Annotated in this window: 15 protein-coding genes and 1 tRNA gene; 9 read left to right on the top strand and 7 right to left on the bottom strand. The window is 40.6% G+C overall.

Features of this window, described 5'->3' with window-relative positions; all coding sequences use genetic code 11:
- The first annotated feature begins 1 nt into the window (after window position 1).
- Window positions 2-424: a hypothetical protein gene (locus AACW45_RS20000; RefSeq protein ID WP_190634166.1), complete on the top strand. Its 423-nt coding sequence runs from the start codon at window positions 2-4 to the stop codon at window positions 422-424.
- A gap of 141 nt (window positions 425-565) precedes the next feature.
- Here the strand turns inward: AACW45_RS20000 and AACW45_RS19995 are convergent.
- From AACW45_RS19995 to pdhA, 3 genes are all read right to left on the bottom strand, one after another.
- Window positions 566-637 (bottom strand) — tRNA-Lys (locus AACW45_RS19995).
- A 64-nt stretch (window positions 638-701) separates the two neighbouring features.
- A complete protein-coding gene (locus tag AACW45_RS19990) occupies window positions 702-1,571 on the bottom strand; it encodes an aldose epimerase family protein (protein ID WP_190634265.1) in 870 nt (289 codons plus the stop codon).
- A 155-nt stretch (window positions 1,572-1,726) separates the two neighbouring features.
- The gene (gene pdhA / locus AACW45_RS19985; RefSeq protein WP_190634164.1) at window positions 1,727-2,764 is read right to left on the bottom strand and encodes a pyruvate dehydrogenase (acetyl-transferring) E1 component subunit alpha; all 1,038 of its coding nucleotides are present in this window, start codon (window positions 2,762-2,764) and stop codon (window positions 1,727-1,729) included.
- Between the two features lie 1,400 nt (window positions 2,765-4,164).
- On the opposite strand from pdhA, the gene AACW45_RS19980 reads away from it, so the two are divergent.
- The 3 genes from AACW45_RS19980 (at window position 4,165) to AACW45_RS19970 (ending at window position 9,635) form a co-directional block, all read left to right on the top strand.
- Window positions 4,165-6,477 carry an IMS domain-containing protein gene (locus tag AACW45_RS19980; protein ID WP_190634162.1) on the top strand — a complete coding sequence of 771 codons (2,313 nt, stop codon included), beginning with the start codon at window positions 4,165-4,167 and terminating at the stop codon, window positions 6,475-6,477.
- 656 nt (window positions 6,478-7,133) lie between these two features.
- On the top strand, window positions 7,134-8,381 hold the full coding sequence (locus AACW45_RS19975; RefSeq protein WP_096647270.1) for a DUF4912 domain-containing protein: 1,248 nt from the start codon (window positions 7,134-7,136) through the stop codon (window positions 8,379-8,381).
- A gap of 327 nt (window positions 8,382-8,708) precedes the next feature.
- Window positions 8,709-9,635 (top strand): phosphodiester glycosidase family protein, encoded by a 927-nt coding sequence (locus AACW45_RS19970; RefSeq protein WP_190634159.1) that lies wholly within the window; start codon window positions 8,709-8,711, stop codon window positions 9,633-9,635.
- Between the two features lie 46 nt (window positions 9,636-9,681).
- On the opposite strand, the gene AACW45_RS19965 is transcribed toward AACW45_RS19970, so the two are convergent.
- On the bottom strand, window positions 9,682-11,274 hold the full coding sequence (locus AACW45_RS19965) for an ammonium transporter (protein ID WP_190634158.1): 1,593 nt from the start codon (window positions 11,272-11,274) through the stop codon (window positions 9,682-9,684).
- Between the two features lie 491 nt (window positions 11,275-11,765).
- On the opposite strand from AACW45_RS19965, the gene AACW45_RS19960 reads away from it, so the two are divergent.
- The 5 genes from AACW45_RS19960 to AACW45_RS19940 all read left to right on the top strand — a co-directional run bounded on the left by AACW45_RS19960 (window position 11,766) and on the right by AACW45_RS19940 (window position 19,481).
- Window positions 11,766-13,130, top strand: a complete 1,365-nt coding sequence (locus tag AACW45_RS19960; protein WP_190634156.1) for a serine/threonine-protein kinase — start codon at window positions 11,766-11,768, stop codon at window positions 13,128-13,130.
- A gap of 173 nt (window positions 13,131-13,303) precedes the next feature.
- Window positions 13,304-13,873: a hypothetical protein gene (locus tag AACW45_RS19955; protein WP_190634154.1), complete on the top strand. Its 570-nt coding sequence runs from the start codon at window positions 13,304-13,306 to the stop codon at window positions 13,871-13,873.
- Between the two features lie 55 nt (window positions 13,874-13,928).
- Window positions 13,929-14,333, top strand: coding sequence for a DUF2358 domain-containing protein (locus tag AACW45_RS19950; protein WP_190634262.1), 405 nt, complete (start codon window positions 13,929-13,931; stop codon window positions 14,331-14,333).
- Between the two features lie 181 nt (window positions 14,334-14,514).
- Complete coding sequence (locus AACW45_RS19945; protein WP_096647274.1) at window positions 14,515-15,687, top strand: TRC40/GET3/ArsA family transport-energizing ATPase; 1,173 nt, start codon at window positions 14,515-14,517, stop codon at window positions 15,685-15,687.
- Between the two features lie 485 nt (window positions 15,688-16,172).
- A complete protein-coding gene (locus tag AACW45_RS19940; protein ID WP_190634152.1) occupies window positions 16,173-19,481 on the top strand; it encodes a GAF domain-containing protein in 3,309 nt (1,102 codons plus the stop codon).
- A gap of 115 nt (window positions 19,482-19,596) precedes the next feature.
- Here the strand turns inward: AACW45_RS19940 and dnaN are convergent, their stop codons facing one another.
- The 3 genes from dnaN to AACW45_RS19925 all read right to left on the bottom strand — a co-directional run bounded on the left by dnaN (window position 19,597) and on the right by AACW45_RS19925 (window position 23,036).
- Window positions 19,597-20,754 (bottom strand): DNA polymerase III subunit beta, encoded by a 1,158-nt coding sequence (gene dnaN, locus AACW45_RS19935; RefSeq protein WP_190634261.1) that lies wholly within the window; start codon window positions 20,752-20,754, stop codon window positions 19,597-19,599.
- Window positions 20,755-21,019: 265 nt separating this feature from the next.
- Window positions 21,020-22,609 carry a B12-binding domain-containing radical SAM protein gene (locus tag AACW45_RS19930; protein ID WP_190634150.1) on the bottom strand — a complete coding sequence of 530 codons (1,590 nt, stop codon included), beginning with the start codon at window positions 22,607-22,609 and terminating at the stop codon, window positions 21,020-21,022.
- Between the two features lie 166 nt (window positions 22,610-22,775).
- Window positions 22,776-23,036: a hypothetical protein gene (locus tag AACW45_RS19925; RefSeq protein WP_190634148.1), complete on the bottom strand. Its 261-nt coding sequence runs from the start codon at window positions 23,034-23,036 to the stop codon at window positions 22,776-22,778.
- Window positions 23,037-23,596: the final 560 nt, after the last annotated feature.

Below are 23,596 nucleotides of genomic sequence, written 5' to 3'. Positions count from 1 at the left end.
TATGGCAAGACCAAAACGCAATTCACCTACTTTGGAAAAAGCTTTACGGCGAGTAGCCGGAATGCGATGGATTAGCCCGACACTAGACTTTGGCAAGGGTTTGAATGTGACAGAATACGACAACCTGATCCAAACTTTGCAAAACGAGCTATCCAGCTACAATACTTTAATCTCTACCCTAGATGAAAAGGCAGATCGCATCTCTGAAATTGAAGAAGAATTAAACCGCTTTTCAGAAAAGATGTTAATGAGTGTAGCCACCAATTATGGCAAAGATAGTTTGCAATATGCCCAGGCGGGAGGTAAACAGCGCAAGAGTTCATCACGCCGTTCTCAGAACTCTCAACCTGCACCAGAGACTACAGTTACAGCGTTGAATGGTGCAAACAAAAACGGTAAAAAAAGCTCTGTTGTTTTACCTTAACCTGTTAACGGTCTAATTCTTGCGATCGCTCTTTTCTTTCGTGCAAATAGAGCGATCGCGCAAAGTTAGGATAGTTATAAACAATAAAACTCGCTTCTACTTTGATTTCTCAAGCTTCAGCGAGCATTGTTTCCTTTAAAATGGGTCGCCCGGGATTCGAACCCGGAACTAATCGGTTAAAAGCCGAGTACTCTACCGTTGAGTTAGCGACCCGTTCCGTTGTTTTCGCAACTTGCTGATTATAGCACAGACATCTGTAGTTTTGTAAAGAGGTTTTTTAGAAGAAATTACCTGTTAACTTTACAGATGCTTGGTAACTAGTACCTGGCTCCAGAACAGTCAGATGTTCGCCACTGTTGAGTGAGTTGCGGGGCGCACTCCAAGGCTCTAGACAATAGAATTCTTTACCCTTAACTGTCCAAAAGACTAATATAGGATATTCTTTGCCGTAATCTAGTGTCAACCTTAACTTTCTGCTGTTATCTACCACAGAAGCAGATTGACTACTTAGCTGCTTAAACGCAACGTCGATTTCATCCAGACTAAAATCAAATTTACCATCAAAGGGATGAATTTGTTTAGTTTTTTGGTCTTGAAATTCTTTAGAAGGGATGGAAACCTCTAGTTGATCTTTATCAGCAGTCACAAAGTAGGGATGGAAGCCCATCGAAAAAGGCAATGGCACTGAAGACAAATTTTGATACTGCTGGTGAATTGCTAGGGTATTACCTTGGAGTTCGTAGGTAAAAGCCAGTTGAAACTCAAACGGATAAACAGCGCGGGTTTGTTCGTTGCTGTTGAGGACTAAAGTTAGACTAGCGCGATCGCTTGTTACTTGGTCAACAACTTGCCAAGGTAAGTCACGGGCAAAACCATGCTGTTTCAAGCTATAGGTTTGACCGTTGTAGGTGTAAGTATTATCCGGCAAATTCCCGCAAATCGGAAATAAAATTGGAATTCCGCCCCTAACACTCAAATCAGGATGAGTAAAGCGTTCTGCATCCAAATAGAGAATTTCTTGCCCTTGGACGCGCCAACGGGTGATAATACCCCCCCGTTCTGGCACAACTTCTATCTGAGAACCAGCAGTTTCATCAGAAAGAATATAGGTTTTGTATTGCTGCTGTTGAGTTGCTATAGAAAACACAAATTTCTCCTTAATGGGCATGGGGCATGGGGCATTGGGTATTGGGCATTGGGTATTGGGCATTGGGCATTGGGCATTGGGCAAAGACGCGATGAATCGCGTCTCTACAATTGTCCTTCTTCCCTAGCCCCTAGCCCCTAGCCCCTAACCCCTATTTACTCGTCTTCTGCGAACACAAAGCGATATAACTCGCTTGGATCTGGTTCAGGGCTACTTTCAGCGAATTTCACCGCGTCTTCAATGAGTGCCTGAATTTTGCGATCGATATCTTTGAGTTCTTCTTGAGTTGATAAATTGTGTTCAACTAAATAAGCTGCCAACTTTTTAATTGGGTCACGGGCAAACCAGAATTCTTTCTCAGCTTTGCTGCGCAGTTCGTCTGGGTCTGCTAGGGAGTGACCGCGAAAACGGTAAGTTAACGCTTCAATTAAGGTGGGCCCTTCACCTGCACGGGCGCGGGCGACGGCTTCTTGGGCGACGGCACGTACAGCCAAAACATCCATCCCGTCTACTTCCACACCTGCCATGTTAAATGCGCTGGCTTTTTTGTAGATTTCTGGGTCAGAAGTGGCGCGATCGTGAGCCATGCCAATTGCCCACTTATTATTTTCTACCACAAAAAGAATTGGCAGTTTCCATAAAGCTGCCATATTTAAGGTTTCAAAAAACTGACCGTTGTTAGCTGCACCATCGCCAAAAAAGCAAGCTGTTACTTGGTCAGCATTTTTGTCTCCCAATACTTCGCGGCGGTATTTACTTTGAAAAGCTGCGCCAGCCGCTACAGGAATACCTTCAGCCACAAAAGCATAGCCACCTAATAAGCGATGTTCGGCAGAAAACATGTGCATGGAACCACCACGGCCTTTGCTACAACCTGTGGCTTTACCAAATAACTCCGCCATTACCTCTCTGGCTGGAACTCCCGCACTTAGGGCGTGAACGTGGTCGCGGTAGGTACTGGATACATAATCTTCTCCTGGTCGCATCGCGCCCTGAATTATGCCAGTAGAAACGGCTTCTTGACCGTTGTATAAATGGACAAAACCAAACATTTTGCCCCGATAGTACATTTCGGCGCATTTGTCTTCAAAAGATCTGCCGAGAACCATGTCCTCGTACAACCGCAAGCCTTCTTCTTTGGTAATCTGAACTTTAGCGGCATTAAAAGTAGGTAATGTGCGTTCTTGAACCATTATTTGTTTAGTATCCCTGTCGCATCAAACTGAAATTTACCGCACTTTATGTGTCAGTTGTTTTATCTCACAAAGCTAAAACAGTCTATATGATGGGGTGAACCGCTTAAATAAACACCTGTTCGTTTAATTTAGGAGACTAACCCAGCATAAATAACTGGCTCGACTTTGCGCTTTGTTAATTGTCAGGTGTTTTTGGAAGGAGTTCAATGCCCCATCCTATCGAACATCCCTCAATGAACATGAGGGAATGGGTGAATGTTTCGGTTTAATTTTTAATTATCAATTTTTTCGCCCAGCTTTTGTGAGGATAGTAGCCTCAAGTCCCAAACCACCCTGTAAAGTTATCTCACCATCCCTTTATAAGCTACCAATCAGGATAGCTTGCTGTCTGCATAGCCATGAACAATTTGGCAAAAATCAGGGTAAAACTACCTCATCTGCATAAATACTCGGTTAGATAATTGTATTTTAAATCTAGGAATGATATGATTTTTCTCTCTAGCTATCATCAGGAAATCTACCGAGCAGTAATTATCCTCCGGGATGTAAAGGTATTCATTTAGAAATTCTTAAAAAAATCAATCATTAAACCTCCGAGACATGAAATAAGATGTTTCTCACCAGCGAGGAAGCGATCGCTATACAGTAGCTCTGTTTTAGTGGTAGTCTTTCATCTGCTAAAATCAACACTTGCTTGTTGATTGATTTAGATTTAGTAACTATTGTGAACTGGTTAAGGATGGCTACAGTACAAAATGTAGCCCTCAAGCCAAAATAGCAATACTCACCCTATTGAAGATAAATCAAAAACATAATACCTTAGTCAAGTTCGTCTCTCTGGTGTCAACCAGAAAGATTTAGACTAGTCACCATAGGTTTCATTACTTAGGGGCTAGGGACTAGGGACTAGGGGATAAGGGCTAAGGCGGAAGGAGTTTCATTTCCTTGTTGTGCGATCGCATAACCGTCTAGCTTGATGCTAGCCAACAAGCTTTACCAGATAGGGTATACACCTAGATCTGAGTAAAGTATAAAAGGCTAACTTACCTTACTTAGGATAATAATATCTCCTTTATGGGAGAGTGAGAATATTGCTCAATACACAAGTCCGAGACTGAGATCGCTGAGAAAACCAAAATTTTTTATGGTATACAAAGCTGAGATCGGGTATCAAAAATCAAAATACTAAGAATTAAAACAAAAAGCTGAAGCTTTATAGGCGAAGGCAAAATATAGGTACTAGAATATGACTCAAATTTCGGGAAAACACAAAACAGGTTGTTGCAATATACACTTGTGGTGTAAAGTCAACACGGTATTATTATGGCACGGTTTTACATGCCTGGAATGCTCTAGATGAATTATTTATGTTGATCGCGGTGCAGGGGAAGTAGGCTGTGCGAATTCCGCTAGATTACTACCGAATTTTAGGACTACCGTTAGCGGCAAGCCAGGAACAATTGCGGCAGGCATACAGCGATCGCATTGTACAATTGCCGCGACGTGAGTATTCTCAAGCAGCAATTTCTTCGCGCAAACAACTTATAGAAGAAGCTTACGTGGTTTTATCAGATCCAAAAGAACGTAGCAGTTACGATCAGCTGTATCTTGCCCATGCCTATGACCCTGATGGTACTGCCTCTGCGACCGTAGCAGTTGAACATCCACCAGGAAATAATCATGGTGGGAATGACTCACACAATCTCAGTATTGAAATTTCTCAAGACGAATTAGTTGGTGCTCTACTAATTTTGCAAGACTTAGGGGAGTACGAAATTGTCCTCAAACTAGGTCGTCCTTACTTAGTTCATAAAAACAGTGCAGCAAATGCATCACGTAACAATCTCGCCAGCGAAACATCCCCAGAAGATAGGCCTGACATTGTTTTGACCATTGCTTTAGCTTGTCTAGAACTCGGTCGGGAACAATGGCAACAAGGTCATTATGAAAATGCTGCCAATTCCTTAGAAACTGGTTTAGAAGTCCTATCTCGCGAAGGCTTATTTACCAGCGTCCAGGCAGAAATTCAGGCGGATCTTTATAAATTGCGACCTTATCGGATTCTGGAATTACTAGCTTTACCAGACACTAATACAGCCGAACGCGCCCAAGGCTTGGAATTATTGCAGAACATCTTAGACGATCGCGGCGGCATCGATGGCAATGGCAACGATGAATCCGGTTTGAACATAGATGACTTCCTGCGATTTATCCAGCAATTGCGCTATCACTTAACAGTCGCGGAACAGCACAAGTTATTTGAAGCCGAAAGTAAACGTCCTTCTGCTGTTGCTACTTATTTGGCTGTTTATGCCTTGATAGCACGGGGCTTTGTCCAACGTCAACCGGCTTTGATCCGCCAAGCCAAGCAAATGCTGATGCGTTTAGGTAAGCGCCAAGATGTACATTTAGAACAATCGCTCTGTGCGCTTTTATTAGGGCAAACTGAAGAGGCTACCCGTGTTTTAGAACTGAGCCAAGAATACGAAGCTTTAGCTTTTATCCGCGAAAAATCTCAAGAATCCCCAGATTTGCTACCTGGATTGTGTCTATATGGCGAACAGTGGCTACAACATGAAGTTTTTCCCCACTTTCGCGATTTGACAAAACAGCCAGCTTCTCTCAAAAGCTACTTTGCTGAACCACAGGTACAAACTTATTTGGAAGCCTTACCCACGGATGCAGAACCAACGAGTGAATGGTCTGTCATTAACCGTCAGCCTTTATCGCCTCCGCAAACCAATAGTAGCCACAAATCCCATAATTCCACGGGATTTTCCCGACAATTTCATCACAATCGCCCAACTGACCCAGATTTACCAACAACTCACTCCAGGGAAAGACTAGAACCTCCCAATTTCTCGCCATCAAGATGGAATAGGTCGCCTGCTTCCACACCCAGTAGAAGTAAAACGCCAGAAACGCCAATATCACAGTTTACATCAGCAGAACCCATAGCCAGAGAACCGCATCAGAGTATGAATGGTTCATCTAGGGCGGCTACACCTGGACAAACACAACCGCGCAAAAAACGCAAGCCTAGTCAAACTGTCAACCGAGAACGTCGTCATCCCCCAAGAAGAAGTAATTTTCCTAGTTTTTTAGCAGGAAAAATGCGTCTATTTTGGACTGTGTTAATTTCTTTAGTCGTCATAGTCGTTTTTTGGTTCATCGTCTCCACCACCTTTGCATTTGTCAGAGATATCTTATACCCAGTACCACCGCTACCAGAAAATCCATTATCTATAGCAATTAATAACCCACCCATAGAGATTCCTGATAAAGACAGCAAACCGGAAACACCAGAGGGATCTTTAACCACCGCTACTGCAGAAGAAGTAATTCGGAATTGGCTATCCACAAAAGCGGCTGCTTTAGGGCCAAATCATCAGGTTGATAGTTTGCAGCAGATTTTAACTGGTGCATCTTTAGATTTATGGCGGTCAATTGCTCAAGGAGATAAGGCAGCGAACCGCTATCGGCAATATGAGCATAGCCTGAAGGTAGAATCTGTAGAAAAAACTGATGCAGAATCGAATCGCGCCAGCGTCGAAGCTACAGTTAAGGAAGTGACTCAGTTCTATCAAAACGGTCAACTCAAAAGGTCTTCTGATGAGACTTTGCGAGTTAAGTATAATTTGGTTCGCCAAGACAATGTTTGGCGGATTCAGAGTATGTCGATTGTCAATAAAATCAGCATGATCTTTTAGTGGCTATTCATTCCTCGGAAAGTTTTCTGCTAGCTACTAAGGTGAATAATACAGAGTTTGACAATTCAAAAATAAATGTGGAAATGGGTGGTACCGCGAAGGTATCACCTATAAATTTTATAAATTAGTTTAGAAATATCTATTAGTTCAAATAATCAAAAACTTATGGCTCTTCCCTTCTGCCCTCTGCCTTTGTACTTCTGCCTTCTTAAGCTGTTTTTCCAGTGAAACTACTGTTTGAGAATGTTCCATCCTTTGCTGTGACTGCTGCCGAATAATTTGTCAGGGACTCTTGATATTTGGCTCCCGTTGCCGCTAGTGAAGAGTAATTATGTCATGAGTTCATAACAATACGATCCCCAGAGGGCTGATAGATTCGTGAAAGTGCTGGAAAAGTGTCTTGCTACCCCTTGATACATAGACAAAGTTGTTGCTTAATATTTATTAAAGAACACCTCCCGACGATCCCAAAGAAATGCTGATTTTGGCATAGCGAGGAATTGAACAGGAGTATTTAATACATGTTTAAAAAACTACAACACTGGGCAAAACCAGGAGCCAGGAATAAGAAATTCATCTGGAGTAAATGAGATGTTAAATAACATTCTGTAACCAGAGGAAATAAATTACCTTTCAAACTACTGGAGGCCAAATTAATGGCAAAAGAACGCCCGCCGCTAGAGGAGATGACACTGCGGCAGTTACGCAAAGTAGCAAGTGAATATGGAATTTCGCGCTACAGCCGGATGCGTAAATCCCAACTATTAGCATCAATTCAAGAAGTTCAGCGCAACAAGTTTTCGCTTAATTCATCTCATTCACTGGAGGCACAGGAAACCGTGGAAGCAGCAAAATTCGAGTTAGGCCAAGAAGATCGTAATGGCGGTTCTCTCGCTGATGTTGATGAAGGACTAGCAGATTTACCTGCTGGTTACGGTGACAGCCGGATTGTACTTTTACCCCGCGATCCCCAATGGGCTTACACCTACTGGGATGTTCCCAACGAACACAAAGAAGAATTGCGTCGTCAAGGTGGACAACAGCTAGCACTGCGGATTTATGATGTAACCGACATCGATCTTGATTACCAAAGCCCTCACAGCTTGCAAGAATATCCTGCTGATGAGTTGGCGAGAGAATGGTATTTACCGATTCCTGTGAGCGATCGCGATTATGTGATCGATATCGGTTATCGTGCTTTTGATGGCCGTTGGTTAGTTCTAGCTCGTTCTGCACGAGTCCACATTCCTCCTGTATATCCTTCTGACTGGATCGAAGATGTTTTCGTAACAGTCAACTTTGAAGAAGATTTGCGCGGTAAGACTGTTTACGAATTGGTTCCCCCAGCCAAGAAGGTGGCTGCAACAGCTTACGCTAACGGTGGTAACCCCATTTACGACCAAATCTTTGGTTTGGCGGAATCTGCGGAAGCACAACGGGTTGCAGGTTCTCTGTTCGGTTCTATGCAGCACGTAGCTGGCTCTGTACCTCCAGAACAAGCTATCAGCTCCTACATTTTCCCATCTGGCGTAGGTATGTGGGCAGTTCCCACCACCTCTGGTTTAAATATGTCTGGTGTAGGTATGTCTGGCGTTGGCTTCTCTGCCTCTGCTGTACCTGTACGTCCCCGCAAGTTCTGGTTAATTGCGGATGCTGAATTGATTGTTTACGGTGCAACTGAACCAGATGCTACCGTAACCATTGGCGGTCGTCCAATCAAGCTGAATCCCGATGGTACATTCCGCTTCCAGATGTCCTTCCAAGATGGTCTAATCGACTATCCTATCTTGGCTGTTGCGGCTGATGGCGAGCAAACCCGCTCAATTCACATGAAGTTTGAACGCGAAACCCCATCTCGCAATACCAACACCAAAGACGAAGCTGTTCTAGAATGGCTGTCTTAATGAGAGTTTGTTAATCACACAGAGTGCTAACCTCATCATAAATTTACTCTAGACTAAATTTTTTACTCGCTATAGTAATTCTGTAGCGAGTTTTTTATATCTAGGTCGGTGCAATGGAAAATTGGCGGGGGTTGTCATTAGTCATTTGTCATTGGTAATACCAATTGGAAAAAAGAATGCGACAGATTGTAGGGGCACTGGCACTGCCATGCCCTCTAGAATATTTTGATGTGTCGCAAAGATTATTTGAATTGGTATATTTTTAGTAAGATAGTTAAGTTTATTTGCATTGACTTACTTATGTAAAGTTATTGGATTTATATCAATATGTCGAGATTATTCTTAATATCTATTTTTGTAGTTTTGCTGAATTTATTATCAGGCTGTAAGAGTCTGGAATCTAATGCAGCGCAAGAGCCTGGGAAATCTACTGCTTGTATTGGCAAGAATGCTAATTTTAGTATTGATTTTTTCAAAACCAATAACCAGGGCAAAAAATTTGCTAAAGGTATTAATCATGTAATTATTTTTAACCCCAAATCGGCACAATTGGATTTTAAAGTAAATGTGGGTTTAGCTCATAAACTTTATGCTAAAGATAATCGCGGAAATTTGCGTAAGGAATATATACCAAAGCAATTTCGCGAAATTATTACTGATGAAAATTCGCGATTAAACGGACAAAAACCTATAGCGGCAATTAATGCTGATTATATAGATACAGATAATAAACCCCAAGGATTAAATATTTCTCGCGGGGTTGAGTATTCTGGAGCTTTTAAAACTAAACGTTCTTCTTTTGGGATTTCTGGAGGTAAACCTCAAGAGAGAAAAGCTACTATTCAGGCGGGAAGAAGAAGTAATGAAATTTTGAATTACAACTTAGTAGGAGGTAATGGCAGGTTTTACCGGAATGGTAATTTTAAAGATATTTGTGCAGATTTGGGGGAATTTGCTTGTAAGCAAGCTACTAATCGCTCTTTAGCGGCTATCACAGACAAGGGTTATGTGATTTTATTAGTGAATGATGCTAAGGCTAATTCCAATATAGAATTTTCTGCGATTAATCAAGAACTATTCCCCGATAAATTTGATGATGTTCTAGAAGGTATTGCACGGAATAATTGTTTGGGCAATATTCAAGAAGGAATTTTGTTTGATGGGGGAATGTCGCCAGGATTATATTACAACAATCAAATTTATGTAGAAAATCCTGGGCCGATTGGTTCGGTTTTTTTGGTATATAAAAGATAATGGGCATTGGGCATTGGGCATTGGGCATTGGGTAAACAGTTTTTACTTATTTACCGAGATTGCGTTTACGTTGCCAATAGCGTTTTTGTTTTTGTGTTTCGATGTATTCTCGCTTGAGTTGCTGGATGTCGGTACCTTCAGCAAATAAACTATCTAAACCGATGACTTCTTCTTGAGGTAAAACGCGCAAGGATTTAAAAACTTGAAATCGAGAACGAGAGGTACTAGAGGTAAGATACATAAAATAGCTGATGCCAATCCAGGCGATCGCACTAAATATTACTGTGAACTCACTAACTAGCAAAATCCCTACAAGTTGCGCAAACAAAAGGTTTGTTCCCCCACCAAAAAATAACCCGCCTTTTAATGAGCTTTCTTGAGTGAAAAAGTCTTTAGCCCAGGCATAAGTGCTAGGATCTTGGCTAAATAAGCCTACTGCTAATGTTCCCCAAATTCCACATACAAGATGAACTGGAATCGCACCTACGGGATCGTCAATTTCGCACTTGTCTAAAATTACAGCAGCATAGACAACCAGCGCGCCACCCAGAAAGCCGATAAAGGCTGCACTGGGAATATTCACAAAAGCACAAGCAGCAGTAATACTCACACAACCAGCTAAGATACCGTTAATCATAAATGAGAGACTAGGTTTCTCATAAAATTGCCATGACCAAAAAGTAGCGCCAATTGCGCCCATTGCACCAGCTATGAGTGTGGTGACAATAATATGAGCGATCGCCTCAGGATGAGCTGTGAGTGTTGAGCCGGCGTTAAAACCATACCAACCCAGCCAAAGAATAAAACAACCAAGAGTAGCCGCGCTGAGGTTATGTCCTGGAACAGCAACGATTTTTTTGCCATAAAAACTGGTTCGCCGCCAAGAACGTTTATCATCTGGGTTAAATTTTCTATATTTTCCTAACCTTGGTCTTAACAATACAGTGCCCATTAAAGCCGCCCAACCGCCAACTGAGTGAACTACAGTTGAACCCGCGAAATCTCTAAAACCTAATGTGTAGAGAAAACCACCTCCCCAGATCCAGTGACCGGTAATAGAATAGCTCAACACTAGGAAAAAACTGAAAATCATAAATGCAGCGAATTTAATTCTTTCTGCAACCGCACCGGAAACAATAGTTGCAGCTGTACCAGCAAAGGTTAATTGAAAGAAAAATTTCGCACTCAGAGGAATTGCCGCCCAGCTTAATGAATCAAAGACTCCTTGGTAATCATTAGCGATCGCTGGGCTATTGTCATAACCTTGTAACAAAAAACCGTTTGTGCCAATAAATTCATTTCCATCACCAAACATCAAGCCGAAGCCTAAAAGCCAGAAGGCTAAAGTAGCAATAGCAAACACAATCAGGTTTTTGGCTAAAACAGTTATGGCATTGGCGCTACGACAAAAGCCAGACTCTACCATCGCGAAGCCGGAGTTCATAAAAAACACTAAACATCCTGTCAACATTACCCACTGAGTGTTATCAGCTACTTTATAACTCGCTGCCGGAGCGGTTTGGGCATTAGTGGCATGAGATATACACAGCAGGATGATGAAAGTTAATACAGGTAACAGAGCATACTTGAAAAGCCGACTTTTTTTTTGTTTCGCTTTCTGGCTTTTTGGCTTCAGCATAGATAAACAGACTATTGTGATGGGAATACTGGATGGATGTATTTATAACTTATTTATACTTGTATCAGAGATATTTTCAAAGTAAAACTTTTAACAAGCTTGCACCGGATTCAAGTGCTGACCAAGCGATCGTAATATAATCAAAAATACATATTAGTAAGTATTAGGATGTGCTAAGAAATTTAGTAAAGTATTTTATACTACGTTAAATTTCGGACTCTTAAGGTAATAATAAAACTTCACAAACTAACTAATAATTTCCAGGAAACGTGTGAAAATATCACAATTAAGTCAATATCTTGAGCTTGCTCTATCTTTTTTAACCCGGATAATTTTTCATTTTTAGATAAATATTGGCTGTTAGGGGAGAGCAAAAATTATCCCATATTGTTGACATATTTAGGCGCAAAAATATTTTATTTGCCCTAAATAGAAAGAAAAATCTATCTACCTTTTTTCATCGTCTTTAATCCCCCAATAAATCTAAAATAATGGCAATTTTTGACTCATTCAAATCATCTAATTCACCAGGAAGTATTTGCTTATGTATTAATTTAACCTGCCTACATAAGCCCAAAAATTTTAATGAGCTTTATTGTCAAGATTGTGGTGCTGATTTGCTATTAAATGGCCGTTATCGGGTGATTGGCTTATTAAATCAAAGGCAAATTAAAGAGTCTATGGTTTATGATGCCATTGATATGCTCGATGGGGGAAAGCCTAAAGTTATCAAAGCGTTGTATACAGATAACGAAGAAGCAATTTCCCGGTTTAATCGAGGAGCCTATGTATTAGCAAAACACTGGTTTCCCGGACTACCTCAGTTAGATCCGGGGGGATACTTTCCGATGAATTTTCCGAATCAAATGATCGCTTATTGTTTAGCTATGGAGAAAATTGCTGGATTAGATTTACAAGAATTAATCGAAAGTGACAATTATCTCGCGCTGACAGAACAGCAAGTAATTAATTGGTTAGAACAACTGACTGTCATTGTAGGTAATCTTCATCAAAAAAATTTCTTTCACCGTGATATCAAACCTGCAAATATCATGGTCAGAATCCAGAATGAAGAGTTGGTGTTAATTGGTATTGATGCTATTCGCTCTATTACCGAAGCTGTTTTAAGGGGAAAAAATCTGAGCAGAATTGGTACAAAGGGTTACGTTGCACCAGAGCAAGAAAAAGGTAAGCCTGTACCTCAATCTGATTTTTATGCTATGGGGCGTACTTTTGTGCATTTGTTAACAGGTAAAGCTCCAAATGATTTAGCCGAAGGAGCAGATAGAAAACTGCTGTGGCGTCACAGCGTACCCAAATTATCAAATGATTTAGCTACTTTGATTGATAGTTTGATGGCTTATTCTCCAGAAGATAGACCGAGAAATACAGAGGAAATTTTACAGCGTTTAGCAGAAATTAAACAGAACTTACAAAACGAAAATCAAAGTAAAAAACGGCTAAGTTTTAAAAAGATTGTCGGGTTGATAGTGTTTTTATTAGTTGGGGTTTTGGGCTACATCGGGATTCAATCACCAAAAACTGACAATATTAGCCCCCAAAATGCGACTTTATCCCATCCAAAATGTCAAATACGTCAGGGAAAAACTGTACCAGAGGAAAACGCTTTGGCTAAGGATGTATATCAGATGTTGCTAGAGCAAAAACTTAGGGGAAAAGATCCAGAAATTCGCCAAATTGAACTGCTGAATGTGATGCAATCTAATTGTGACTTAAATATATATGTCAGTTTAGTGGAAAATAATCTCCTCAGTTCTAGCCTAGAAAATAAAATTACCGATTTAATCAGAAGTCGTTTTGATTATGCTGGTAAAATTCAAGTGAATAAATATTAAGAGATATTAAAAAAAGAAATATTAAAAAAAGTTGGGCATCGGTATTGTTGACGGTTGACACTTCGGCAAGCTCAGTGCGGCGCGGTTGACGGTTGAGTGATGCGATCGCCTCAAGGTAGAGCAGTTGCGATCCCCGAAAGCTGTACTCTAGAGGTGATGGCTTAAAAAAACCTATGACACCTGAAGAAATTGCGGGGACGCTAACAAAATTGTTCGGTACAGCAGCTGTCGCAGCGATCGCGCCTGGATCGTGGCAAGTAGAGACGGCTAATTTTCGGCTGTTGGTATTGCTGGCTGAGGATCGCGCTTGGTTGCGAGTGTTAATCCCGATTGTGCCCATAGAAGCAGCTCAACCATTCTTAGAACAGTTCCTCGAAGCAAACTTTGATGAGACGCAGGAAGTACGCTACGCCTTATATCAAGGTGCAATGTGGGGAGTATTTCAGCACAACAACGCCACTTTAGCTAGTGAGGATTTGTCAAGAGCGATCGCTCACTTGATAGCTTTACATGAAGCTGGTTTAAATGATGTCTTTAATCGCTTGATTGAAAATCGCATCAGACAAATTGTCCAAGCAGCCAAAAAACAAGGACAATCTCTCCAATTCACAATGCAAAATCTAGAACGTTTTTATACAGAGGGATTACTGGGAGAAATTGAGCAAACCCAAGAAGCACGAGACCAAGTGCTATCTATATGGCGGTATCAACTAGAACGCCTATGGGATGAAATCTCAGCGTAAAATATTTAAACACCGTAATTGTGCGATCGCAAATATTTCTAGTGGTATGGGTGCTATGGATATAATTCAAATTCTCAAAGAAGACTATCAAAGATTTCCTGTAAATCAAACTTATAGTATTTATGCAGCAGATGTTTATTTTCAAGATGCTGTATTTAAATTTCGTGGTGTAACTCTGTACAAGCTGATGATTAATTTCATCAAGACTTTTTTTCTCAATCCCCAGATGGATTTACATGACATTCAATTATTGGGAGACATGATTAAAACCGAGTGGACGCTCAGTTGGAATAGCCCCCTACCTTGGAAACCGAGAATTTCTATTGCTGGCTGGAGTGAATTACGTCTCAATGCTGAAGGTTTAATTAGTTCTCACATTGATTATTGGCACTGTTCGCAACTAGATGTGATCAAACAACATGGTTTTTCGGGAAAAAATCGTTCAGATACTTCCAAATAATCAACGAGCCAATTTCAGTATAAAGGCGGAAATAGGTAATATTTTCTATTTCCCCCTTACTCCCTGCTCTGCTTCCCCCTGCCTCTGACATGCACTGCCCTAGCATTTATGATCTTGAAACATCGATAATAGAGATAGCGTAAATAAATGTAAACAATTCTCAGGCAGGGTAAAATCATTCATGCGGGTAATTTTGATGACAGGCAAGGGCGGCGTGGGAAAAACTTCTGTAGCCGCTGCTACTGGACTCCGTTGTGCAGAGTTAGGTTATCGCACATTGGTGTTAAGTACAGATCCCGCCCATTCCTTAGCCGATAGTTTTGATTTGGAATTAGGACACGCACCAAAACAAATTCGCCCTAATTTATGGGGTGCGGAACTAGATGCACTCCAAGAACTAGAAGGAAACTGGGGTTCTGTGAAGCGTTACATTACCCAAGTTCTTCAAGCTAGAGGTTTAGAAGGAGTACAGGCGGAAGAATTAGCTATTCTACCAGGCATGGATGAAATTTTCGGTTTGGTGAGAATGAAACGCCATTATGATGAAGGCGAGTATGATGTCTTGATTATTGATTCAGCACCTACTGGTACTGCTTTGCGATTGCTGAGTTTACCGGAAGTTGGCGGTTGGTACATGCGCCGTTTCTATAAACCATTTCAGAATATTTCGGTAGCGCTGCGTCCTTTGGTAGAACCGCTATTTCGCCCAATTGCTGGTTTTTCCCTCCCAGATAAAGAAGTGATGGATGCGCCTTATGAGTTCTATGAACAAATAGAAGCTTTGGAAAAAGTACTGACTGATAATACCCAAACTTCAGTTCGCCTAGTCGCCAATCCAGAAAAGATGGTGATTAAAGAATCTCTACGCGCTCATGCTTACTTGAGTTTATATAATGTTGCCACAGATTTAGTGATCGCTAATCGCATTATCCCAGAGGAAGTCAAAGATCCATTTTTCCAACGCTGGAAGGAAAATCAGCAACAGTATCGTCAGGAAATTCATGATGATTTTCATCCGCTCCCGGTGAAGGAAGTTCCTCTATTTTCGGAGGAAATGTGTGGTTTAGCCGCCTTAGAACGACTGAAAGAGACACTTTACAAAGACGAAGATCCCACGCAAGTTTATTACAAAGAAACAACTATTAGAGTTGTTCAAGAGAATAACCAATACAGTTTAGAACTGTATTTACCGGGGATTCCCAAAAGTCAAGTCAATTTGAGTAAAATAGGAGATGAATTAAACATTACTATTGGCAATCATCGGCGTAATTTAGTATTACCACAAGCTCTAGCGGCGCTCCAACCTGCTGGTGCAAAAATGGATGAAGACTATCTAAAAATTCGGTTTGCTTAAAATGTAAGAGTTTAATTCTACTTTCAAGAGCATCAGAATTAAACTTTGTTTTTTGTCCAGACGCGATCGCGATCGCGTCTGTTTTTGTCAGTAATAAATTTGTATATAATTACACTTGTGCAATAGTCATTTTCTGTTGTTTATCAAGGCTCAAGGGGCTTTAGTAGTAGCAGTTATTAATTGACATTAATTAATCAAAGCTAGTTAAAGCGAGTATTAGCAAACTATATATAGATTTTCCATCCGGACGATTTAGACACATTTATTTAATGCAATCATAACAGCGATTAATTGTTGCATCCTGTTGCTGAAAATAAATTTTTTATATTATCAATGATGATTTTTTAGGGGTGATTTACCTAATGTCTATAGGTGCGTATACCGTAGTTTTACTGAAGACAGGTATAGGAAATAATTTAATAATATTTTTAGATATAATCTTTTATTTTTTCTGATTAAAAAATAACTTATATAATTTACGAGCAATGACCCCGATCGCCAAACTAGACTTGCAGTTAAACCTGGAGCAAGAAGGACTATTACGACGCATTACAAATAGTATCCGGGAAACGTTGGATTTAGAAGAAATTCTGACAACAACGACAAAGGAAGTGCGATCGCTCCTCAAAACTGATCGGGTGATGATTTATAAATTTCATACTGATGGTAGCGGTCAGGTCATTGCTGAATCAATTTATAACGATAGATTACCATCGCTGTTAGGGCTAAATTTTCCGGCTGATGACATTCCACCTCATGCGCGAGAACTATTCAAGAATTCACAGGTACGTTCTCTAGTTGATGTGGAAAAACAGCAGATTGGCTACAGTCATCTGCATCACTCACAAACCGCAGAACAGCTAGCAGATGATATTCATTATCGCCCGGTCGATGCCTGCCACGTGCAATACCTAACGGCTATGGGAGTGAAGTCTTCTTTAGTAGCGCCTATTATTTGTCACGCAGAACTCTGGGGGCTTTTGGTATCCCATCATGCAGACAGCCATGAGATTTCCGCAGATGAAATTGACATAGTACAGATGGTAGTAGAGCAATTATCAGTAGCGATCGCTCAAAGTCACCTGCTGATTCAAGCCCAGAAAAAAGCCGAACGGGAAGCTAATATTAGCCGGATTGCAGCTTTATTACATTCATTGCCAACAATTGTACTACAACCTGCCTTAGAAGCCACCGTAGCCGCTTTGGGTGGTTCTGGTGGTAGGCTTTGTATGAGAAATAATGCTTTTAACTTCCAAAATAGTACATTTAAACCCTTCACAGAATGTTTAATTCCGGGAAGTGATTGTATTCGGCTCTTCATTTGTGGAGAACAACCAAAAATCACAGAACCAACCATTTATCCCCTGATTGAGCAGTTTAATATCTGGCAAGAACATTATCAATCTGCTGAATATGATGTCTGGGCAATTTCCGATATTTACCAAGCACCAAAGATGCGAACTCTGCAAGTTGCTTGTGACGGCACTAAGATTCGCAGCATATTAATAATTCCCTTAAATTATCGCCAAGAATTAGTCGGCTATTTAAGTGTTTTTCGCAATGAAATCGATACAGAAACTTTGTGGGCAGGTCGATTTGATACCGATAGCAGACAACTATATCCGCGTCAATCCTTTGAATTATGGCGCGAAACTAAAACAGCACAAATTCAAAAATGGACAGATGAAGAAATAGAAATGTCCAGAGAAATTGGTAAACATTTTGCTTCAGCAATTCAGCAATATGAACTTTACCAACAAGTACAAGTATTTAACAGCAATTTAGAAAAACAAGTTAGAAAACGCACCATTGAAGTTCAAAAAACAGCCGAACAACAACAGGCTGTGTTTGGAGTCATTGCCAAAATTCGCGAATCCCTAGATATTAAAAATATTTTTCAAATAACTACTAAAGAAGTTTGTCAGTTAATTAAAGCCGATCGCGTTTGTATTTATCGCTTTGATGGTGATTGGGGCGGGGAATTTGTCGGTGATTTTGAAGTAGCTAGTCCTCATTGGTCAAATGAGTCAAAATTGAAAGTGAATACAGTTTGGAATGACACTTATTTACAAGATACTCAGGGAGGACGTTACCGCTACAACGAAACATTTGCAGTCAATGATATTTACCACATGGGCTTTACTCAGTGTCATCTTGAGAATTTAGAAGAGTACCAAATTTACGCTTTTGTTTTAGCGCCCATCTTTGTAGGACAACAATTATGGGGTTTGCTGTGTAGTTATCAACATTCTGGCCCCCGTCAATGGCAAGATACAGAAGTTAACTTTCTCAGTCAAATTGCGGCTCAACTTGGGGTAGCACTCCAGCAAGCAGAATTACTCAGGCGTACCCAGGAGCAAGCTTTAGATTTAAAACAGGCAGCAAAGCAACAACGAGTATTATTTGAAGTTGTGGCAAAAATTCGCGAATCTTTAGACTTAGAGGCAATTTTTCAGACTACAACCCAAGAAATATGTAAAGCCCTCCAAGCAGATAGGGTAGCTGTGTATCAATTTCATGCAGATTGGAGTGGTGAGTTTATTGCTGAGTTTGTTGGTGAGGGTTGGATAAAGTTAGTCAGCCCAGAAAGTAAGACAATTTGGCAGGATAGTTATTTACAAGAAACCCAAGGTGGACGCTATCGTCAAAATGAAACCTTTGCAGTCCATGATATCTATCGCGCTGGTCATTCTCATTGTCATATTGAGTTATTAGAGCAATTTCAAATTAAAGCATACGCGATCGCGCCAATTTTTATCGGTCAAAAACTCTGGGGTTTGCTAGCAGCTTATCAAAACTCCGCACCGCGCCACTGGGAAACCTCAGAAATTCAGTTTCTCGCCCAGATTGCTAATCAGTTAGGGGTAGCACTCCAGCAAGTTAACTTATTTTTGCAAACTCAGCAGCAAACACAACAGCTAACTCAAGCTTTATACGATTTGCAAGCAACCCAAACCCAACTCATTCAAACCGAGAAAATGTCCTCATTAGGACAACTAGTGGCAGGTATTGCCCATGAAATTAATAACCCTGTAAACTTTATTTACGGCAATTTAGTTCATGTCAGCGAATATGCTGATGATTTACTGAAGATGCTAGATTTATATGAGCAAGAATTACCTCATCCCAGTCAGAAAATTTGGCAACTAAGAGAAGAAATTGATTTAGAATTTATCAACGAAGATTTACCCAAAACTCTCACTTCTATGAAAGTGGGAATCGACCGCATTCGTCAAATTGTCTTAGGTTTAAGAAATTTCTCCCGTCTAGATGAAGCAGAAATGAAAGCGGTAAATATTCACGAAGGTATTGATAATACACTGTTGATTTTGCAACACCGCCTCAAAGCCAAGCCAGAAAGCCCAGCGATTAATATAGTTAAGAATTACGATGAACTTCCCTTAGTAGAATGCTACGCTGGACAGTTAAATCAAGTATTTATGAATGTCTTGAGTAATGCGATTGATGCATTAGAAGAATATCGAGAATCTCATCCAGAAAATCATCAAAGTCAAATTACAATTTACACTTCTATTGGCAAAATGAAGGGTAATATGAAGAGTGTAGTAATTCGCATTGCTGATAACGGGGCTGGTATTCCTGAAGCTTTAAAAACCAGAATTTGTGACCCATTTTTTACCACTAAGCCAGTAGGTAAAGGTACTGGCTTAGGGTTATCAATTAGTTACAAAATTGTTGTCGAAAAACATGGCGGTATTTTTAAAGCTGATTCTGAACCAGGTTTAGGCACAGAATTCTGGATTGAAATTCCTATTCAACAAAATAGTCGTTAGTCAGAGACGCGATTCATCGCGTCTGTACAATTGTCATTTGTCATTGGATTTCAATCCAAAATCCAAAATCCAAAATCTAAAATTCTTTCAATGCCCCATGCCCCATGCCCTATATTTAACTTCTCAGTTGTACTGGCATAGCTAAATAAGTCATTTTTAAAGCGCCTAAAGGTGTAAAAATCACTGGAGTTAGGCTTTGATTAAGATGCATTTGAATTTCTGAAGATGGTAATTCTTTTAAGCCTTCCATGAGATATTTGATATTAAAAGCAATATCTATATCTTCCCCAGAAATTTGGGCTGGCATTGATTCTCTACCGCTACCTATATCTTGAGATTCACAAGATAATGTAATCTCTTGGTTAGCACCATTGATGCTGATTTTGACAATATTATTTTTCTGATCTGCTAGAACTGCAATTCGTTCTAAAGTGCTGACAAATTGTTTTCTATCAATAGTAACTTGACGCTCAAATTGACGGGGTATTAATTGACGATAGGCGGGATATTGACCTTCTAAAGTGCGGCTAGTTAAGCGTTGATTTTTCCAAGCAAATACTACTTGACCTTGATCTAAATATAAAGCTACAGGTTCATCATCAGCAGAACTATGAGCTAACATTCTTTGGAGTTCTCGTAGCGCTCTGGCTGGTACTGTTACTTCTAGTTGGTTACTATTTTCCATTGGACGCTCGTTTGTAGTTTCTACTACTGCTAAACGATGCCCATCGGTAGCGGCAAATTCGAGGGTATCTTGTTTAACTGTTAAATGTACGCCTGTGAGTACCTGCTTAGTTTCATCGCCACTGGTAGCAAATAAGGAACCGCGTAAGCCTTCAATTAAAGCTGCGGCTGTTATGTGAATGACTTCGGAATTTTCAATGACAGGTAATTCAGGAAACTCTTCTGCACCCATTGCCCGGACTTGATAATGTCCGCTTTTTGGTGTGAGAGTAACGATTAAACCCTCGCCTGTGTTGGTTTCGGTTGCTGATTCATCATCGAGGGTGATTTCGCCTTCTGGGAGACGAGAGGTAATATCTACGAGTAATTTAGCAGGAAGAGCGATCGCACCTCCTTGCCACACCTCAGCGTTAAAGCTGGTACGGATACCCAAGCTGAGATCGAAGGCGGTAAGACTTACTTGGTTAGTTTGTGCATCTGCTTGTAGCAGCACATTAGCAAGTACTGGATGTGTCGGTCGTGAAGGGACAGCACGGCTAACAAGGGAAAGGTTTGTACTGAGGTCACTTTGGGCGCAAACTAATTTCATGGTCAAGTTCAGCTTGTGAATGTCTATACTACCACTGTAGAAAGATTTTTCAGTCATTGTTCGCTAGCAGCTTTGATTACCAAGCTGAACATTTCTGACCATTGAGCGGGAATTACGGGGCATCCAATTTTTTAAATACCCAATCAATTTGTAGTGCGAGCGAGACGCTCGCTGGTTTTCACTCATCGTGCAAGACTTCGGCGTGAGCGCTCAGTCGAACTCTGCTCGCACTACGGAATTTGGGTAATTTATTTTTTGTAAGTACCTACATATTCTTAACTAGGGTTCGTTCCACCTGAGGTAGTACAGAAACTTCTAATGGGTCATAGCCTAGCTGTTGCGTAATGCGTTCCCTGGCTAAAACTCGATATTCCCAAAAATGCTCGCCCGCAGCGCATAGCGCCAAATACATATTCAGAACTTGGGGTTTTGTCCACAGCAGTGTCCATAGTTGTCCCCAAAATTGCCCTCTAATTTCTGGTCGTCGTAAGCCTTGATGCCAGATTAACTGGGCAAAAAGCCGCAACTTTCTACCTACAGGAATCTGCATTGTTTGTGTTCCCCTTCTAGAGGGCACAATATTAAGGCACTGTTGAAAAGCTCTGCGCAGATAGTTTACAGGTTCGTATAACGTCCAGAAGCCTTCTACATACTCTCTAGCAATTTCGGCAATGGGGCGGGTGGGAATAAAATTCATCAGGGTATTCTGATCACCCGTCGGATGAATGCTATCACTCTCAATTAAACGCTGTTCCTGTTGGAGGCGATTCCACAGGGCTGTGTTGGGCGGAGCTTGGAGGATTCCCAACATAGGTTGAGGAATATTGGTTTCTTCCACAAAGGCTTGTATTCTTTCTCCTGCACCAGTGCGTTCTCCGTCAAACCCCAGAATAAACCCAGCATAGATCAGCAAACCTGCTTCATTGATTTTGTGACAGGCTTCTACTAAGGGGTTGCGTGTATTTTGCACTTTGCGCGTCACGACGAGGCTATCTTGATCGGGAGTTTCAATACCGAGAAAGACAGCATAGAATCCTGCTTCTACCATCAGTTCTAGCAGTTCATCATCTTCTGCTAAGTTCACAGATGCTTCAGTCATGAAGGTGAAGGGATAGTTGTGCTGTTGCATCCAAGGAATTAATTCTCTTAAGAAGCGTTTAACATTACGCTGATTGCCAATAAAGTTGTCATCGACAATAAATAGCGATCCTCGCCAACCTAAATCATAGAGATATTGCAACTCTGCTAAACTTTGAGAAGGTTCTTTAGTCCGCGATTTGCGACCGTAGAGAGAGATAATGTCACAAAATTCGCAATTGAAGGGACAACCGCGAGAAAACTGAATTGCCATCATGAAGTAGGCATCAAGTTCCAGCAAATCAAAGCGAGGCATAGGGCTTTGAGTCACATCCGGCTTTTCTGGGGAGCGGAAGATTCCCTGAGTTTGGCCTTGCGCGATCGCTTCTAAGAATAGCGGAACTGTCATCTCTCCTTCATCTAGGATCAGATAATCTGCTCCAGAAGCTTGGGCTTCCTGTGGGACTGATGTGGGATAAGGCCCGCCTACTGCTACTTTTTTACCTAACCTGACGGCTTTTTTAATCAGGGCGTGGAAATCTGGTCTTTGCACCAGCATGGCAGAGATAATCACTAGGTCACACCACTCCCAATCTGCCTCTGTCTCTAGACGGACATTGCGGTCATAAAATCTCACTTGCCAATCTTCGGGTAATAATGCTGCAACAGTAATGATTCCCAGGGGTGGAATGACGGCTTTGAGTCCGGCGATTTCCATAGCGCGATCGTAAGACCAAAAAGACTGAGGAAACTGGGGGTAGAGTAACAGTGTTTTCATAGTCTCTTTTTAAGATCCTTAGTGCATGGTTGCTTATTTTTGCACAAGCGCATAGAGAAAGAGTCTAGCAAAAGTTAGATTTATGGAAGAACAAATCAGAATTTACTTTTTCTGGAATCGGATGGTAGCACTGAAGGGTGGGTTTAAGGAAATTTTTGTGATTGATTTATCTTAATTCGATGTCTTGTTCAAAAACTAATATCAAATCATTTATAGTTTTTTTGTATTGAAACCCATAGTCTAACAAAGCTTGCTTTAAAATTTCTCCTTCAGATGCTTCGAGTTTATGTTTGGGGCTAATCTCAATAGTTGCCTCATTTACTGTAAAATCGAAATAGTCTTTAAATTGACTATAATCCCAGTTTAGTTTTCTCGCTGCATTTAACTCAATGGCAGCTAATGTATCATCAAATTTGCTGTTAACCATGAGTTTGTCTCTCCCAGGAGCTTAAAAATATATCTTAACAAAAATTAGAACGAAAAAACTCAATATCAACCTTAATGAAGAGTGAAGAATAACTGCTATAGGAATCCGCTTTGATTCCTGAAATTATTTGCGTAGGGAGGGAACAGGGAAGGGGGAACGGGGAACAGGGAAGAAGAAATAAAAGTGTACTTACTTTTTTTCAAAAATCAAATATGAGTCCTATAAGTAGAGCGGCGTTAACAATTATAGTTATTGAAAGGCAGATGATACAAATAAATATTGTTTAAGTGCAATTTAAATTTGTAAATGTAATTATGTTTATTGACAATGTTATATTGAGAAATTTTCAAATTATCAAAAATCATTTTTTTGCTCAATATAAAAAATCAAATTATGGAGTAATAACTTAAGTTTATTTTATAGACAATCAAGATTGACAAGACTATTAGTAGTCATGTTATACCAATTAAATATGAAGCTGCATATAATGAGGAGAGTGCAAACCCAATAATTTTAGATGCCCATGAGCCGTCCGTTCAAGATTGAAATCGCAGAAAGCG

It is taken from the genome of Calothrix sp. FACHB-168 (assembly GCF_963889195.1).
Lineage (GTDB): Bacteria > Cyanobacteriota > Cyanobacteriia > Cyanobacteriales > Nostocaceae > Aulosira > Aulosira anomala_A.
This window is presented reverse-complemented; position numbering and strand designations above follow the sequence as displayed.

What these genes read in the sequence shown, in the direction of transcription:
- AACW45_RS20000 (WP_190634166.1), top strand. Translation starts at nt 2, where the DNA reads ATGGCAAGACCAAAACGCAATTCACCTACTTTGGAAAAAGCTTTACGG.
- pdhA (WP_190634164.1), bottom strand. Translation starts at nt 2,764, where the DNA reads ATGGTTCAAGAACGCACATTACCTACTTTTAATGCCGCTAAAGTTCAG.
- AACW45_RS19975 (WP_096647270.1), top strand. Translation starts at nt 7,134, where the DNA reads ATGGCAAAAGAACGCCCGCCGCTAGAGGAGATGACACTGCGGCAGTTA.
- AACW45_RS19970 (WP_190634159.1), top strand. Translation starts at nt 8,709, where the DNA reads ATGTCGAGATTATTCTTAATATCTATTTTTGTAGTTTTGCTGAATTTA.
- AACW45_RS19965 (WP_190634158.1), bottom strand. Translation starts at nt 11,274, where the DNA reads ATGCTGAAGCCAAAAAGCCAGAAAGCGAAACAAAAAAAAAGTCGGCTT.
- AACW45_RS19960 (WP_190634156.1), top strand. Translation starts at nt 11,766, where the DNA reads ATGGCAATTTTTGACTCATTCAAATCATCTAATTCACCAGGAAGTATT.
- AACW45_RS19955 (WP_190634154.1), top strand. Translation starts at nt 13,304, where the DNA reads ATGACACCTGAAGAAATTGCGGGGACGCTAACAAAATTGTTCGGTACA.
- AACW45_RS19950 (WP_190634262.1), top strand. Translation starts at nt 13,929, where the DNA reads ATGGATATAATTCAAATTCTCAAAGAAGACTATCAAAGATTTCCTGTA.
- AACW45_RS19945 (WP_096647274.1), top strand. Translation starts at nt 14,515, where the DNA reads ATGCGGGTAATTTTGATGACAGGCAAGGGCGGCGTGGGAAAAACTTCT.
- AACW45_RS19940 (WP_190634152.1), top strand. Translation starts at nt 16,173, where the DNA reads ATGACCCCGATCGCCAAACTAGACTTGCAGTTAAACCTGGAGCAAGAA.
- dnaN (WP_190634261.1), bottom strand. Translation starts at nt 20,754, where the DNA reads ATGAAATTAGTTTGCGCCCAAAGTGACCTCAGTACAAACCTTTCCCTT.
- AACW45_RS19930 (WP_190634150.1), bottom strand. Translation starts at nt 22,609, where the DNA reads ATGAAAACACTGTTACTCTACCCCCAGTTTCCTCAGTCTTTTTGGTCT.
- AACW45_RS19925 (WP_190634148.1), bottom strand. Translation starts at nt 23,036, where the DNA reads ATGGTTAACAGCAAATTTGATGATACATTAGCTGCCATTGAGTTAAAT.